The sequence below is a fragment of the Cellulomonas hominis genome, from assembly GCF_005239125.1.
In the GTDB taxonomy this organism is placed as follows: Bacteria; Actinomycetota; Actinomycetes; order Actinomycetales; family Cellulomonadaceae; genus Cellulomonas; species Cellulomonas hominis_A.
Genome location: NZ_SZYE01000092.1, coordinates 1 through 15198, shown reverse-complemented (window position 1 = coordinate 15198; position 15198 = coordinate 1). Strand labels below are relative to the sequence as shown.

The following is a 15198-nucleotide window of genomic DNA, read 5'->3' as shown; positions in this document are numbered from 1 at the left end:
GGCCCCGGGCACGCCCGCGCCCGCCGCCTGCCGCGCCCGCACCGCGTCGACGACCTCCCGCCGCGCGTCGAGCGCCCGGACCGCGGCACGCGAGGCGTCCGCGATCCGCGCCCCGTCGTCACCGCCCAGGTCGAGCCCGCAGCGCGCGCAGCGGGTGGCAGTGAGGGGCGCGCCGCACGCGGCGCAGCGCGTGAAGTCGAGCAGCTGGTGCCGTGCGGCGTCCACGGGGGTCGGTTCCACGAGGCGAGCGTGCCAGGTCAGGCGCGTGCCGGGCGGCTCGTCCACAGTTCCTGCCCAGGGGAATCACCTTGTCGGACGCGGGCGCGGCTGTCCCTGCCACCCCCGCGCGAGCCCGGGTGTCCGCGTGCTCGACGTGCCGTCCCCCCGCGTCCGCGCCAGGGTGGAGCCGTCCCCCGTGACCGACGAGACACCGCCCCGGGTGGCGCGCGCGCAAGTCATGGGATGAATATGGCTCCACACGACAACGACAGGAGCGAGTCCGTGGCACGCAGCAGCACGGTGGCCGACCAGCTCGTCGCCCAGGTGGTGGCGGCCGGGGCCAAGCACATCTACGGCATCGTCGGCGACAGCCTCAACCCGGTGGTGGACGCCGTCCGGCGGGCCCGGGCCGCGGGCGCGGACATCCAGTGGGTGCACGTCCGGCACGAGGAGGCCGCCGCGTTCGCCGCGGCCGCCGAGGCGGAGATCACCGGCGACCTCGCCGTGTGCGCCGGGTCCTGCGGGCCGGGCAACCTGCACCTCATCAACGGCCTGTACGACGCCAACCGCAGCCGCGTGCCGGTGCTCGCGATCGCCTCGCACATCCCGAGCGCGCAGATCGGTACCCAGTACTTCCAGGAGACGCACCCCGACCGGCTGTTCGTCGAGTGCTCGGTGTTCTCCGAGATGATCTCGTCCGCCGCTCAGGCCCCGCGCGTCATCCGCAGCGCGATCCACCACGCCTACGGCGCCCCGGGCGTCGCGGTGCTGACGCTGCCCGGCGACGTCGCCGACCTCGAGGCACCGCCGGCCGGCACGGACACCCTGGCCCGCCCGCGGAAGCCGCGCGTCGTCCCCGCCGAGGCCGACGTCGCCGCCCTGGCGGCCGCGATCGACGGCGCCAAGAAGGTCACGATCCTGGCCGGCGCGGGCGTCCGCGGCGCCCACGACGACGTCATCGCGCTGGCGGACAGGATCGCCGCGCCCGTCGGCCACAGCCTGCGGGGCAAGGAGCACATCCAGTACGACAACCCGTTCGACGTCGGGATGACCGGCCTGCTCGGGTACGGCGCGCTGCAGGCGTCGATGGACGAGGCGGACCTGCTGATCCTGCTCGGCACCGACTTCCCGTACGACCAGTTCCTCCCGTCCGACGTCCGCACGGTGCAGGTCGACATCGAGCCCACCCGCCTCGGCCGGCGCACCCGGAACGACCTGGCCGTCGTCGGCGACGTGGGCGAGACCGTCCGCGCGCTGCTCCCGCTGGTGGAGAGGAAGAAGTCCCGCCGGTTCCTCGACTCGATGGTCAAGAAGCACGAGAAGGCGATGAGCGGGGTCGTCGGCGCGTACACCAAGGACGTCGAGCACCACCGCCCGATCCACCCGGAGTACGCCGCGGTCGTCCTGGACGAGGAGGCCGCCGACGACGCGGTGTTCACGGTGGACACCGGGATGGGCAACGTGTGGGCCGCCCGGTACCTGACCCCGAACGGCCGCCGGCGCGTCATCGGGTCGTTCCTGCACGGGTCGATGGCGAACGCCGTGCCGCACGCCATCGGCGCGGCGCTGGCCGCCCGGGACTCGGGCGCGGAGCAGAAGCACGTCGTGGCGATCGCCGGCGACGGCGGGCTGTCGATGCTGCTCGGCGAGCTCATCACGCTCGTGCACTACGACCTGCCGGTGAAGGTCGTCCTGTTCGACAACGCGACGCTGGGCATGGTCCGGCTGGAGATGCTGGTCGACGGCCTGCCGAGCTACGGCACCGACTCGCCCCCGATCGACTACGCCGCCCTGGGGACCGCGCTCGGCATCCCGTCGGTGCGCGTGGAGGACCCGAGCCAGATCCGGTCGGCGCTGCGCCAGGCGTTCGCCCACGACGGCCCGGCGCTCGTCGACCTGGTCACCGACCCGCGCGCGCTGTCCCTCCCGCCGAAGATCACGCGCCAGCAGGTCAGCGGGTTCACGGCGGCGATGAGCAAGGAGATCCTCGGCGGCGGCATGGGCGAGGTCATGGCGATGGCCCGCTCGAACCTCCGCAACGTCCCGCGCCCCTGACGGCCGGCCGCGTCGCCCTCAGTGCAGGTCGCCGAGGGCGGCGCGGATCTCGCTCGTGATGACGGTCATCGCCCGCTCGGCGGCCTCGGGGTCGCGGCGGCGCACCGCCTCGGCCACCGCGGCGTGCGCGTCGAGCGCCTCCGCCCGCGGGCGGGACGGCATGAGACCGTGCCGGGTCCGGCCCGCGAGCACCTCGGCGACCACCCCGGTGAGCGCGCCGAACATCTCGTTGCGCCCCGCCCGCAGCAGCAGCGCGTGGAACTGCTGGTCGACCTGGAGGAACTCGTCCAGCTGCCCGGCCTCCCCGAGGTCCCGCAGCCGCGCCATGAGGGCGAGCAGCTCATCGACCTCCTCCGGCGACGCGTGCCGGGCGGCGGCCGCGGCGGCGACCGGCTCGACGGCGGCGCGCAGCTCGGTGAGCGAGCGCAGCTGACCGAGCCGCCCGGGGCCCGCGAGCCGCCACCGGATCACGCGCGGGTCGAACACCATCCAGTCGGACGACGGCCGGACGACGAGCCCGACGCGGCGCCGGGAGGTCAGCAGCCCGAGCTGCTCGAGCGAGCGCATCGTCTCCCGGGCCACGGTGCGGGACACCCCGAACCGCTGCTGGAGCTGCTCGAGCGTCAGCACCGCCCCGGCCGGCAGCGCCCCGGCGGTGATCTCCGCGCCGATCGCCTCCAGCACCGTGCTGTGCAGCACCTCGACCGCCACGCGCTCTCCTCCTGCCACCCCGTGGGAGGCGTCCCCTCGACGCGCGACCTCCGGGCGGCCGTGCCAGGGTCGCACACGGGAGCGGGAGCGCAGGTCACGCCCGCCCCTCGCACCACAGGTGACATCTTTGGGTTACAAAGGTCTCATCTTTGTGGCAGAGTGTCCGCACCCCGGGGCGATCCGGGGAGAGCCCGGACGCTCGCCGCCCGGACAACGACGTCAAGGAGGGCAGCGATGCCGGAGGTCCAGCACCTCGTGGTCATGGGGGTCTCGGGGTCGGGGAAGACCACGACCGCCCAGATCCTCGCCGACCGTCTCGCCTGGCCGTACGCCGAGGCCGACGAGTTCCACCCGCAGGCGAACATCGACAAGATGTCGGCGGGCACCCCGCTGACCGACGAGGACCGCTGGCCGTGGCTGCGCGCCATGCGGGACTGGCTCACCGAGCAGTCCCGCGCCGGCCGGTCGACCATCGTCACCTGCTCCGCGCTGCGCGTCGCCTACCGCGACGTGCTCCGCGAGGCGGAGGGCCGGGTCCGGTTCGTGCACCTGCAGGGCACGATCGAGGCCATCGGCGAGCGGATGTCCGGCCGCGCCGGGCACTTCATGCCGACGTCGCTCCTGCCGTCGCAGTTCCAGACCCTCGAGCCGCTGACCGACGCCGAGGACGGCGTCGTGGTGCCGGTCGAGGTCTCGCCCCACTCCGTCGCCGACGCCGCCCTGCGCGAGCTCGGCATCGACCCCGCCACCGCGCGCGCCGACGTGGCGCCGGCGACCTCCCCCCAGGAGTCCTGATGCTCTCGCTCCCGACCGCAGCACCGCTGCTGCTGGCCGCCGCGGCCGACGACGCCGCGCCCGCCGTCTCCGACACCCGGCTGATCGTCGCCGCGGTCATCGGCATCGCGGTGATCGTCGCCCTGATCGTCTGGGTGAAGCTGCACCCGTTCCTCGCGCTCATGCTCGGCGCCGGCGTGCTCGCCGTCGCCGCCGGCCTGCCCTACGTCGACGCGTTCACCTCGTTCACCGCGGGGCTCGGCACGACCGTCGCGGGCGTCGGCATCCTGATCGCCCTCGGCGCGATCATCGGCAAGATGCTGATCGACTCCGGCGGAGCCGACCAGATCGTCGACTCGATCCTGGCGCGCACGCCGGTCCAGCGGCTGCCGTGGGCGATGGCGTTCGCCGCGTTCATCATCGGCATCCCGCTGTTCTTCGAGGTCGGGGTCGTCCTGCTGATCCCGGTGGTCATGCTCGTCGCGCGCCGGTCCAAGGTGTCGATGATCGTCGTCGGCATCCCGGCGCTGGCCGGCCTGTCCGCCCTGCACGGCCTGGTGCCGCCGCACCCCGGCCCGCTGATCGCGATCGACGCCCTCGGTGCCGACCTCGGCCTGACGCTCGGGCTCGGCCTGCTCGTCGCGATCCCCACCGTCGCGATCTCCGGCCCGCTGCTGGCGAAGCCGATGGCCCGCTGGGTCCCGCTCGACCCGCCCACCGAGATCCTCGGCGGCGCCGACCGCCCGGACGACGCCCGCCGGCCCTCGTTCGGCACCGCGCTCACCGTCGTGCTGCTGCCCGTCGTCCTCATGCTGGCCCGCACGCTCGCCGAGACCGTCGGCTTCGAGGACTCGACCGCCGGTCAGGTGCTGGACTTCGTCGGCACCCCGCTGGTCGCGCTGCTCATCACGGCGCTGGTGTCGCTGGTCCTCCTCGGCACCCGCCAGGGCCGGGACCGCGGCGCGGTCAGCAAGCTCGTCGACTCCTCGTTCGCCCCGATCGCCAGCATCCTGCTCATCGTCGGCGCGGGCGGCGGCTTCAAGCAGACGCTGGTCGACTCCGGCGTCGGCGACGTGATCGCCAAGGGCCTCGCCGACGCCCCGATCTCCCCGCTGCTCGCGGCGTGGCTGGTCGCGGTGCTGATCCGCGTGGCCACCGGCTCCGCGACCGTCGCGACCGTCACCGCGGCCGGCATCGTCGCGCCGCTCGCCGAGGGCCTGTCCCCGACGCACGTGGCGCTCATGGTCCTGGCGATCGGCGCCGGCTCGGTGTTCCTCAGCCACGTGAACGACGCCGGGTTCTGGCTGGTCAAGGAGTACTTCAAGATGACCGTCGGCCAGACGTTCAAGACGTGGTCCCTCATGGAGTGCGTCCTGTCCGTCACGGCCCTGGTGGTCGTCCTCCTGCTGAGCCTCGTCATCTAGCCACCCGCCGAGATCGCAGGAGATGCGGGGTTCGCAGGGCGCGAACCCCGCATCTTCTGCGTGGTCGGCGGGGTGCCGGCGGGGCCCGCGGCGGGTCAGTCGAGCGGCGCCAGCGGGCGCGTCGCGGGGCCCTCCAGCGGGGTGCCGTCGGGGGCGAACCGGCTGCCGTGCAGGGGGCAGTCCCAGGACCGCTCGACCTCGTTCCACGTCACGACCCCGCCCAGGTGGGTGCACACGCCCGAGACCCGGCGGGTCACGCCGCCGACGGTGCACACCGCCTCCGGGCGCACGCCCGCGCGCTCGACCCCGCCCTGCCCCTCCGGCGGGTCCGCGCGGGTGCCGGCCGCCGGCCGGGGCGTGGTCCAGCCGACGGCCAGCGACCGCGCGACCGACGCGTTCAGCCGGGCCGCGTCACCGAGCCCGGTCAGCTCGTGCCGGCCCCAGGGCCGCCAGGACGCCGCCCAGCGCGGCGCCCGGTCGTCGAGGATCTCGGCGGCGAGGGCGAGCGCCGCGGCGACCGCGGTGGTCATGCCCCACTTCGCGTACCCGGTGGCCACGGACAACCGCGGGTCGAGCGGGAGCAGCCTGCCGACCAGGGGCAGGCCGTCCGTCGTCGCGTAGTCCTGCGCGGACCACACGTGGGTCAGCTCGGCACCGGGGACGTGCGCGTGCGTCCACTCGACCAGCGCGCGCACCGACTCCCCGGTGCGCGGCCGCCGCCCGACCGGGTGGCCCGCCCCGCCGACCAGCAGGAGCTCCGGCACCGCGGGAGCCACCGGGCTGGGCGGCTCGCCCGGCACGACCGGCCCGCGGACGAGCCCCTCCCCCGCGAGGGCCGGTGCCGAGCGCAGGCACCGGGTGTCGGCGTCGACCGACAGCGCCATGCTGGCCGGCGGCGGCTCCGGCACCCGGAACGCGCAGGCGTACGAGCGCAGGGGGTGCAGCCGCGCGAACGCCCCGCCGCGGTCGAGGACCGGCGTGCCGGTCGCGAGCACCACCGCGTCGGCGGTGACGTCACCCGCGGTGGTCCGCAGCACCGTGCGGCGGCTGTGCCCGCCGAGCTCGGCACCGTGGTGCATCCCGAGCACCCGCACGCCCTCGGCGACCCGCCCGCCGCGCCCGACGACGTCGGCCGCGAGCGCGGCGAGCACGTCGAGCGGGTCGACCTGCGCCTGGTCGGCCAGACCGATCGCGCCGGTCACCGGGAGCGGCAGGTCCGTGCGCCGCCGCCAGCCGACCGGGACCCCGGCGCGGCGGGCCGCCTCGAGCTCGGCCTCCACGCGGTCCCGGCCGGCGGCGGTCGTCGCGAACGTGATCGCCTCGCGCCGCTGGTACGGCACGCGGTGGTCGTCGAGGTAGCGCAGCAGCCAGTCCATGCCCTCGGCGCTGCCCTCCGCGTAGGCGCGGGCGACCAGGTCGTCGTGCCGCCGGGCGAGCGCGGCGAGCCGGTCTCCCTGCAGCAGGCTGATCTTCGCGGTGCTGCGCCCGGTGGTGCCCGCGCCGACCGTCCGGGCCTCCAGCACGAGGACCCGGCAGCCGGCGCGGGTGAGCAGCAGGGCCGTGGTCAGCCCGGTGAGCCCGGCCCCGACCACGACCACGTCGGCCGGCTCGTCACCGGGGTGCGGGACCGCCCCGGGCGCGCGGTGGTGCGGGTGGGACGCGGCCTCGCGCCGGTCCCACCACAGCGACGTCCGCGCGACCACGACGGACCGCGCCGCTCAGGCCCCGGGCGGGGTGACCGGGGTGGTGGGCGTGCTGCCGGCCGGCGGCGTGGCGGGGGTCGCGCCGGCGCCGGTGTCGTCGTCGGAGCCGCGCGACACGGCGGTCTTCACGGCGTCGACCGCCTTGTCCTTGAGCGCGACGCCCTGGTCCTTGGCGAACCCGGCGGCCTTCGACTCCAGGTCGTCGACCGTGGACTGCACCCGCGGGTCGTGCCAGGCGTCGGACGCCCAGCCCTTGATCTTCTCGAACTGCGCGCGACCCGCGCGGGTCCCGAGCACGTAGCCCACGCCCGCGCCGAGGACGAATGCCAGCTTGCCCTTCATGCCTGACCTCCCGAGATGTCCTGGTGGTCCGATCGAGCCTAGGCGCGGGGGTCGTCGTGCGCCCGGTGAGGCGGCGGGGCGGCGCTCGCCGCGCGCACCGCCGCGCCCCGGAGCACAGTGACCCCGGGAGGTGCGCAGATGGCGGAGCCCACGGAGGCGACCCGGGACCAGCAGCCCGCGCTCAAGCGGTCGATCGGCCGGACGGTGCTGCTGCTGTTCGTGGTCGGGGACATCCTCGGCGCGGGGATCTACGCGCTCACCGGGACGGTCGCGGCGGAGGTGGGCGGCGCGATCTGGCTGCCGTTCCTGCTGGCGTTCGCGCTGGCGGCGCTCACCGCGACCGCGTACGCCGAGCTCGTCGCGCGCTACCCGCGGGCCGCCGGCGCGGCCCTGTACGCGAACCGGGCGTTCCGGCGGCCCTTCCTCACCTTCCTGGTGGCGTTCGCGGTGATGATGTCCGGCATCACCAGCGCGTCGGCCGCCGCGCGCGCGTTCGGCGGCGACTACCTCGCGGAGCTGCTGCCGTTCGGCGTGCCGACGGTCGTCGCGGCCTGGGTGTTCCTCGGGCTGATCACGCTGGTCAACGTGCTGGGCGTGTCGGAGTCCGTGCGGGTCAACGTGGTGCTGACGCTGATCGAGGCGACGGGCCTGCTGGTGATCGTCGCCATCGGCGTCGTGGCGCTGGTGCGCGGCGAGGGCGACCCCGGCCGGGCCCTGGAGCTGCACACCGAGGGCGCGACGTGGATGGGCGTGCTCGGCGGGGCGGCGCTGGCGTTCTACGCGCTGCTCGGGTTCGAGGACTCGGTGAACCTGGCCGAGGAGGCGCAGCACCCGCGGCGCGACTACCCGCGGGCGCTGTTCGGCGGCCTCGCGATCGCCGGGGCCATCTACCTGGCCGTGGCGTTCACGGCGTCGATGCTGGTCGAGACGGACGTCCTGGTCGGCTCGACGGGCCCGCTGCTCGAGGTGGTGAAGGTCGCCGGGCTGGTCTTCCCCGCGTGGCTGTTCGCGCTGATCGCCCTGCTCGCGGTCATGAACACCGCGCTGATCAACATGATGATGGCCTCGCGGCTCGTGTACGGGATGGCCCGCGAGCGGATCATCCCCGCAGTGTTCGGGCGGGTGCACGCGCGGCGCCGGACCCCGGTGGTGGCGATCGCGTCCACGGTCGTGCTCGCGCTGACGCTGACGGCGACCGGCGACCTCGGCGACCTGGCCGACACCACCGTGCTGCTCCTGCTGCTGGTGTTCGCCGTGGTGAACGTCGCGGTGCTGGTGCTGCGGCGCCGTCCGGCCTCCGAGGACGGCGACGGGGGCCGCGACGAGCCCGAGCGCGTCGCGGGCGACTCCGCGCGGTCGTTCCGGGCGCCGACCTGGGCGCCGGTGGCCGGCGCGGTGGTGTCGCTCGTGCTGGCGTCGCCGCTGACCGGGCGGGAGGGCTCGGTGTACCTGCGGGCCGCCGTGCTGCTGGCGATCGGCGTCGTGCTGTACGTGGTGAACCGGCTGGTCGCCGGGAGGGTGGACGCGGACGACGCGGCGCTGGCAGGCTGACGCCGCATGTCCGACGAGACCTTCCTCGACCGCCTCGCCGGCACCCTGGCGGCCCTGCCCGGGGTCGAGGCCGTGTCCCTGGGCGGCTCCCGCGCGCACGGCACGCACCGGCCGGACAGCGACTGGGACCTCGCCCTGTACTACCGCGGCGCGTTCGACCCGCAGCACCTCCGGGACGTCGGCTGGGACGGCCACGTGTTCGAGGTCGGGGGCTGGGGCGGCGGCGTGTTTAACGGCGGGGCGTGGCTGACCGTCGAGGGCCGGCCGGTCGACGTGCACTACCGCGACCTGGACGTCGTCGAGCGCGAGGTCGACCGCGCGGGGCGGGGCGAGTTCGACATCGAGCCGCTGCTGTTCCACCTCGCGGGCTTCCCGACGTACGTGGTGGTCGCCGAGCTCGCCGGGCACCGGGTGCTGCACGGCGCCCTGCCCCGGCCCGGTTTCCCCGCCGCGCTGCGCCGGACCGCCCCGGAGATCTGGGGTGCCCGCGCCGACTGGACCCTCGACGGCGCGGAGCAGCACGCGCGCGCCGGGCGGGTCGCGCAGTGCGCCGGCCAGATCGCCGTCGCCGTGACCCAGCGGGCGCACGCGGTGCTCGCCGGCCGCGGTGAGTGGGCGACGAACGAGAAGCTCCTGCTGGACCGGGCCGGGCTGCGGGGCGTCGACGACGTGGTGCTGGGGCTGACCTCGGAGCCGGCCGCTCTGCTCGCGGCGGTGGCGGCGGCGCGGGAGCTGGGGCGCCGCTGAGCCGCGGTCGCACGCCCTGACCCGCGACGGGTCTCCCGCCGGGGCGGACCGCGGGCGTACGGTCCGGGGATGACGACGCCGAAGGTGCCCAAGGCCGTGTACGAGGCGGAGCTGTTCCGCCTGCAGTCCGAGCTCGTCACCCTGCAGGAGTGGGTGCGCGCCACCGGGGCCCGGGTCGCCGTGGTCTTCGAGGGCCGGGACGCGGCCGGCAAGGGCGGCACGATCAAGCGGATCTCGGAGTACCTCAGCCCCCGCGTCGCGCGGATCGCCGCGCTGCCGGCGCCCACCGAGCGCGAGCGCACGGAGTGGTACTTCCAGCGGTACACCGCGCACCTGCCGGCGGGCGGGGAGATCGTCCTGTTCGACCGGTCCTGGTACAACCGCGCGGGCGTCGAGAAGGTCATGGGCTACTGCACCGACGCGGAGCACGCGCTGTTCCTGCGCCAGGCGCCGGTGTTCGAGCGGATGCTGATCGACGACGGCGTGCTGCTGCGCAAGTACTGGTTCTCCGTGTCGGACTCCGAGCAGCTGCGCCGGTTCCGGTCCCGGCTGGACGACCCGGTCCGGCGCTGGAAGCTCAGCCCGATGGACCTGGAGTCGATTTCCCGCTGGGAGGACTACTCGCGCGCCAAGGACGAGATGTTCGCGCACACCGACACCCCCGACAGCCCCTGGTACGTCGTGGAGTCCGACATCAAGCGGAACGCGCGGCTGAACATGATCGCGCACCTGCTGTCGACGATCCCGTACCGCGAGGTGAAGCAGCACAAGGTGAAGCTGCCCAAGCGGCCGCCCGCGCTGGCCGACTACGAGCGGCCGCCGCGCGAGATGTTCACCCAGGTCCCGGACCACGCGGCGCGGCTGGCCGGCGACCCGGAGGCGGACGCCTGACCCGCGGTCCGGGCGCGCCGCGGTACCGTCCCGCCCGATGACCACGACCCCGGCGGCCCCGCCCGCGATCGCCCCCGACGACCCGCGCTCCCCCGACGTGCGCGCGCTGCTGACCCGGCACCTGGAGCTCATGCACGCGCAGAGCGACCCGGAGGACGTGCACGCCCTGGACGTGGCCGCGCTCACCGCGCCGCACATCACGTTCGTCAGCGCGCGCGAGGGCGACGGCGGGACGCTGCTCGGGGTGGGCGCGCTCGCCGAGATCGAGCCGGGGCACGGGGAGATCAAGTCCATGCACACCGCCGAGGCGGCGCGGCGCCGCGGGGTGGCCGGTGCGCTGCTGACGCACCTGGTGGGTCTGGCCGTCGACCGCGGCTACGCGCGGGTCAGCCTGGAGACCGGCAGCGACGCGCACTTCGCGGCGGCGCGCGCGCTGTACGCCCGGGCGGGGTTCGTCGAGTGCGCGCCGTTCGCGGCCTACGCGCCGAGCGCGGCGTCCACGTTCCTGACGCTGGACCTCACCACCCGGATGCACTGATTCGTCCTGTTTGAGTGGCGGGGAGCCCGGGCGCCACCTACCGTCGAGGCGGCCCAGACCCGTCATCGACCATGGAGGACACCGTGGTGCACCCCGCCGACGAGGCAGCCGCACGGCCCCAGGAGGACGCCGGCATCGTCTCGTCCCGCCCGCCGGAGCGGTTCCGGCCCGTGCGGTCGTGGAGCCTCGACTCGGTGACCGACCTGTCCCGGGTGCGCAACGAGCTGCTGGCGGAGATCACCGCGCCGCACGCGGTGCCGCAGGACGCCCTCGGCCGGGTGCCGGAGAACATGGTCCTGGTCGCGTCCGAGCTCGCCACCAACGCGCTCCAGCACGGCCTGCCGCCCACGGTGCTGTCGCTGCTCGTGGACGCGGACGACTACCTCCTGGACGTCTGCGACACCGACCTGGAGACCACGCCCGTCATCGCCGGCGAGCGCCCGTCCGGCGCCGGCGGCTTCGGGCTGCTGATCGCGCACCGGCTGTCGCAGGAGGTCGGCTGGTACACCACCGACTCGGCCAAGCACGTCTGGGCGATCTTCCCGGCCCAGCGCTGACGTCCCGAGCGCGCCGAGATCGGTGCTCGGCGCCGAGATCGGTGCGTGGAGGCACCGATCTCGAGGGGAGGCACCGATCTCGGCGGCCTCGGGCCCGGGGCGTGGGCGCGGTCAGTCCGCGGTGACCTCCGCGACCCGCCCGTCCTCGACGTGCCACCGCCGGGTCAGCCGCACGCTGTCGAGCATCCGGCGGTCGTGGGTCACGAGCAGCACGGTGCCGTCGAACGACTCCAGCGCCTGCTCCAGCTGCTCGATCGCGGGCAGGTCGAGGTGGTTGGTCGGCTCGTCGAGGACCAGCAGGTTGACCCCGCGCGCCTGGAGCAGCGCGAGGGCCGCGCGGGTCCGCTCCCCGGGGGAAAGCGACGACGCGGCGCGGTTCACGTGCTGGCCGCCCAGGCCGAACTTGGCGAGCAGCGTCCGCACGTCCGCGGTCGTCCAGTCCGGCACCTCGCGGGAGAACGCGTCGGCGAGCGGGGCATCGCCCTCGAACGCGGCGCGGGCCTGGTCGACCTCCCCGACCAGCACGCCCGAGCCGCGGTCGACCCGGCCCTCGTCGGGCTCGAGCCGGCCCAGGAGCAGCGCGAGCAGCGTCGTCTTGCCGGCGCCGTTCGGACCGGTGACGGCGACCCGGTCCTGCCAGTCGAGCTGGAGGTCGACCGGCCCGAGCGTGAAGTCGCCGCGGCGCACGACGGCGGCGCGGGCGGCCGCGACGACGGCGCCGGACCGCGGGGCGGCGGCGATGCTCATCTGCAGCTGCCACTCCTTGCGCGGCTCGGCGACCACGTCCAGCCGCTCCATCATCCGCTCGGTCTGCCGGGCCTTCGCCGCCTGCTTCTCCGAGGCGTCGGCGCGGAACTTGCGACCGATCTTGTCGTTGTCGGAGGCCTTGCGGCGGGCGTTCTTCACGCCCTTGTCCATCCAGGCCCGCTGCATCCGGGCGCGGGCGGAGAGCGCGTCGCGGCGCGCGGCGTAGTCCTCGTACGCCTCGCGGGCCTGGCGGCGCGCCGTCGACCGCTCCTCCAGGTAGGCGTCGTACGACCCGCCGTAGACGGCCACGCGCTGCAGGCTGCGGTCGATCTCCACGACCGAGGTGACCGTGCGGCTGAGGAACTCCCGGTCGTGGCTGACCACGACCACCGGGGCGGTCGACCGCTCGACGAAGTCCTCGAGCAGCGCCAGGCCCTCGAGGTCGAGGTCGTTGGTCGGCTCGTCCAGGAGGTAGAGGTCGTACCGGGACAGCAGCAGCGCCGCCAGCCCGACCCGCGCCGCCTGACCGCCGGACAAGGCGGTCATCGGCAGCTCGGGGTCGACGTCGAGGCCGAGGTCCGCGAGCACCGAGCCGGTGCGGGCCTCGAGGTCGGCGCCGCCGAGGCCCATCCAGCGCTCCAGCGCCTCCCCGAACTCGTCGTCGGCGCCGGGCTCGCCCGCGCCCAGGCGCTCCGCGGCGGCGTCCATCGCGGCCTGCGCCGGGCCGACGCCCGTGCGGCGCTCCAGGTGCGCGCGCACCGACTCGTCCGGCCGGCGCTCGATCTCCTGCGCGAGGTAGCCGAGCTGCGCGGTGGGCGGGGAGACCGACACGGACCCGTCGTCCGGCGCGCGGGTGCCGGCGAGGATGCGCAGCAGCGTCGACTTGCCCGCCCCGTTCGGGCCGACCAGCCCCACGACGTCACCCGGCGCGACCACCAGGTCGACGCCGGCGAACAGCTCGCGGTCGCCGAACGCGGCCCCCACACCCTTGGCCTGCACGGTCGCGCTCATGGGTCCATTGTCGCCGGGCGGAGCCGGGGAGCTCACGCGCATTCCGGAGCCGAACCCCTGCGGGTCGTCGCGTCGCCACCTGATCGATCGGCGGGCAGCGCGACAACCGGGTGGGGACCGGGCGTCAGCGCTCCGCGGGCGTGCGCTCCGCGGCCCGGTCCGCGGGTGCCTCCAGGCGGCCCGTCCGGTGCAGCCAGCGCTCCGCGAGCAGGGTGAACATCGGGGGGACCGAGGCCGCGAGCGCCAGCAGCGTCGGCCACCAGCCCCAGCGCAGCCGGACCCCCGCGACGACCGTCAGCGCCGCGTAGGCCAGGAACACGAGCCCGTGGGCCTGCCCGAACACCTGCACGCCGACCTCGGTGGTCTTCGTGACGTACTTGAGGACCATGCCGACGAGCAGCCCGGCCCACGTCGCCGCCTCGAGGAACGCGGCGATCCGGAACGCCTGGGCGTCCGGGTTGGTCACTCGCTTCATGCGGGGCGCGCTCCTGCGGGTCGGCTGCGGCACGGGACCGCACGACGGTAACCCGCCGCGCGACCGAGCCGCGCCGCGCGCCCGGTCAGGGAGCCGCGGCCACCTCGAACACCCCGCGGGCCCCCCGCTCGGCATCGGTCATGACGTGGGAGACGAACGGGTAGTGCCCCGCCTCGGGGAACGTCAGCTCCACGAACCCGCCCTCGGCCGGTTGCAGCGCGAGCACCTGCGCGCCGCCGGTCCCGGTGCTGCCGCCGTCCCGGAGCGTGAAGTCACCCTCGCGGAACACGGTGTCGAACTGCCCGCCGACGACGTGGAACGCGCTCGCGCGCGACGGCCCGGTGTCGAGCACCCAGACCCGCACCCGCTCGCCGACCGTCGCCGGGAGCGGCTCGTGCCGGTACTGGTCGGCCACCCCGTTGAACACCACGAGGTCCGCGTCGCCGTCGAGGAGCTTCTGCTCGTCGGCGGTGCCGCCCTGCGGGCCGAGGTACAGCTCGGACTGCACGAGCACGTACTGCCGGTCGACCGCCGGCAGCCCCGGCGGCTCGATGACCACCGCGCCGGCCATCCCGTTCGCGATGTGCAGGCTCATCGGCATCGTGGAGCAGTGGTACATCCAGATCCCCGACCGGGTGGCGGTGAAGGTGTACGTGAGCGTCTCGCCGGGCGCGATCGTCCGCATCACGTCGTCGGGCGCGAGCGACCCGGCGTGGAAGTCGACCGAGTGCCCGATGCTGCCGTCGTTCTCGAGCGTGACGACGAAGGTGTCGCCGACCCGGCCGTGCAGCACGGGCCCGGGGGCGGTGCCGCCGAACGTCCACACCGTCTGGACGACACCCGGCGCGACCTCCTGCTCCTGCTCCTGGACCCGGAGCGTGACGTGCCGGGTGGTCGGGCCGGACTCCGGCAGGGGCGGCAGCGCCGCGTCCCGGGCGCCGGCGGCGGCGCCCCGGTCGCCGGACAGGTCGACGTCCGAGGCGGCGGAGGGCGCGCCCCCGGTGGACCCCGCGCCGTGGTCCGTCGCGGCGTGGTGCATCGCGCCGTCGGTCCCGTCGGACCCGGCCGCCACCGGCCCGCCGGTGACCACCACGTCCAGCGTCATCCCCATCAGCCGGTGCCCGGCGACCGAGCACCACCCGTCGAGGTCGGCGCCCACGACGCCCGCGTCGACCTCCGCGGACTCCCCCGGGCCCAGCCGCCCGGAGGTCGCCCCGTTCGCGAGGACGAGGTCGTGCACCGCGGCGTCCGCGTTGGTCACCCGGATCACCAGGCGGTCGCCCGCGGGGACCTCGACCCGGCCGGGGACGAACCGCATGTCCTGCGCCTCGACCTCGACGGTGGTGGTGCGGCCGGACGCGGCGACCGGGGCGACGTCCCCCGTCGCCGCCGCGACCGCGCCGTCCGTGAGCCCGGCCGCCGTGGGGTCGAGCCCCACCCCGAGCGCGACCAC

General features: G+C 75.2%; 15 protein-coding genes. 8 read left to right on the top strand and 7 right to left on the bottom strand.

Annotation, left to right across the window (positions count from 1 at the left end; translation table 11 throughout):
* Positions 1-240: hypothetical protein (locus FA014_RS11965; RefSeq protein WP_230323101.1), on the bottom strand; the 240-nt coding region annotated here is incomplete at its 3' end.
* Positions 241-501: 261 nt separating this feature from the next.
* Between FA014_RS11965 and FA014_RS11960 the strand changes: the two genes are divergently transcribed.
* On the top strand, positions 502-2274 hold the full coding sequence (locus FA014_RS11960) for a pyruvate dehydrogenase (RefSeq protein WP_419178397.1): 1773 nt from the start codon (positions 502-504) through the stop codon (positions 2272-2274).
* An 18-nt stretch (positions 2275-2292) separates the two neighbouring features.
* Here the strand turns inward: FA014_RS11960 and FA014_RS11955 are convergent, their stop codons facing one another.
* Entirely contained in the window at positions 2293-2985 is a 693-nt protein-coding gene (locus FA014_RS11955; RefSeq protein WP_230323100.1) for a FadR/GntR family transcriptional regulator, read from the bottom strand.
* A 234-nt stretch (positions 2986-3219) separates the two neighbouring features.
* Here FA014_RS11955 and FA014_RS11950 point away from each other — a divergent pair, with 234 nt between their 5' ends.
* Both FA014_RS11950 and FA014_RS11945 read left to right on the top strand, forming a co-directional pair.
* Positions 3220-3780, top strand: a complete 561-nt coding sequence (locus FA014_RS11950; RefSeq protein ID WP_154729902.1) for a gluconokinase — start codon at positions 3220-3222, stop codon at positions 3778-3780.
* The gene (locus FA014_RS11945; protein ID WP_154729901.1) at positions 3780-5183 is read left to right on the top strand and encodes a GntP family permease; all 1404 of its coding nucleotides are present in this window, start codon (positions 3780-3782) and stop codon (positions 5181-5183) included. The genes FA014_RS11950 and FA014_RS11945 overlap by 1 nt, the downstream gene beginning before the upstream one ends.
* Before the next feature lie 95 nt (positions 5184-5278).
* On the opposite strand, the gene FA014_RS11940 is transcribed toward FA014_RS11945, so the two are convergent.
* Entirely contained in the window at positions 5279-6886 is a 1608-nt protein-coding gene (locus FA014_RS11940; protein ID WP_154729900.1) for an FAD-dependent oxidoreductase, read from the bottom strand.
* 15 nt (positions 6887-6901) lie between these two features.
* The gene (locus FA014_RS11935) at positions 6902-7228 is read right to left on the bottom strand and encodes a YtxH domain-containing protein (RefSeq protein ID WP_230323099.1); all 327 of its coding nucleotides are present in this window, start codon (positions 7226-7228) and stop codon (positions 6902-6904) included.
* A gap of 138 nt (positions 7229-7366) precedes the next feature.
* Between FA014_RS11935 and FA014_RS11930 the strand changes: the two genes are divergently transcribed.
* The 5 genes from FA014_RS11930 (at position 7367) to FA014_RS11910 (ending at position 11512) form a co-directional block, all read left to right on the top strand.
* The gene (locus tag FA014_RS11930; protein WP_154729899.1) at positions 7367-8779 is read left to right on the top strand and encodes an APC family permease; all 1413 of its coding nucleotides are present in this window, start codon (positions 7367-7369) and stop codon (positions 8777-8779) included.
* A gap of 6 nt (positions 8780-8785) precedes the next feature.
* Positions 8786-9526: a nucleotidyltransferase domain-containing protein gene (locus FA014_RS11925; protein ID WP_154729898.1), complete on the top strand. Its 741-nt coding sequence runs from the start codon at positions 8786-8788 to the stop codon at positions 9524-9526.
* A 69-nt stretch (positions 9527-9595) separates the two neighbouring features.
* Positions 9596-10417, top strand: coding sequence for a polyphosphate kinase 2 (gene ppk2 / locus FA014_RS11920; RefSeq protein ID WP_154729897.1), 822 nt, complete (start codon positions 9596-9598; stop codon positions 10415-10417).
* Between the two features lie 37 nt (positions 10418-10454).
* Positions 10455-10955 (top strand): GNAT family N-acetyltransferase, encoded by a 501-nt coding sequence (locus FA014_RS11915; RefSeq protein ID WP_154729896.1) that lies wholly within the window; start codon positions 10455-10457, stop codon positions 10953-10955.
* 71 nt (positions 10956-11026) lie between these two features.
* Positions 11027-11512, top strand: a complete 486-nt coding sequence (locus FA014_RS11910; protein WP_154729895.1) for an ATP-binding protein — start codon at positions 11027-11029, stop codon at positions 11510-11512.
* 111 nt (positions 11513-11623) lie between these two features.
* Here FA014_RS11910 and FA014_RS11905 read toward each other — a convergent pair whose 3' ends face one another.
* The 3 genes from FA014_RS11905 to FA014_RS11895 all read right to left on the bottom strand — a co-directional run.
* The gene (locus FA014_RS11905; RefSeq protein ID WP_154729894.1) at positions 11624-13270 is read right to left on the bottom strand and encodes an ABC-F family ATP-binding cassette domain-containing protein; all 1647 of its coding nucleotides are present in this window, start codon (positions 13268-13270) and stop codon (positions 11624-11626) included.
* Between the two features lie 124 nt (positions 13271-13394).
* On the bottom strand, positions 13395-13745 hold the full coding sequence (locus tag FA014_RS11900; protein WP_154729893.1) for a DUF3817 domain-containing protein: 351 nt from the start codon (positions 13743-13745) through the stop codon (positions 13395-13397).
* Between the two features lie 85 nt (positions 13746-13830).
* Positions 13831-15198: multicopper oxidase domain-containing protein (locus FA014_RS11895; RefSeq protein WP_154729892.1), on the bottom strand; the 1368-nt coding region annotated here is incomplete at its 5' end.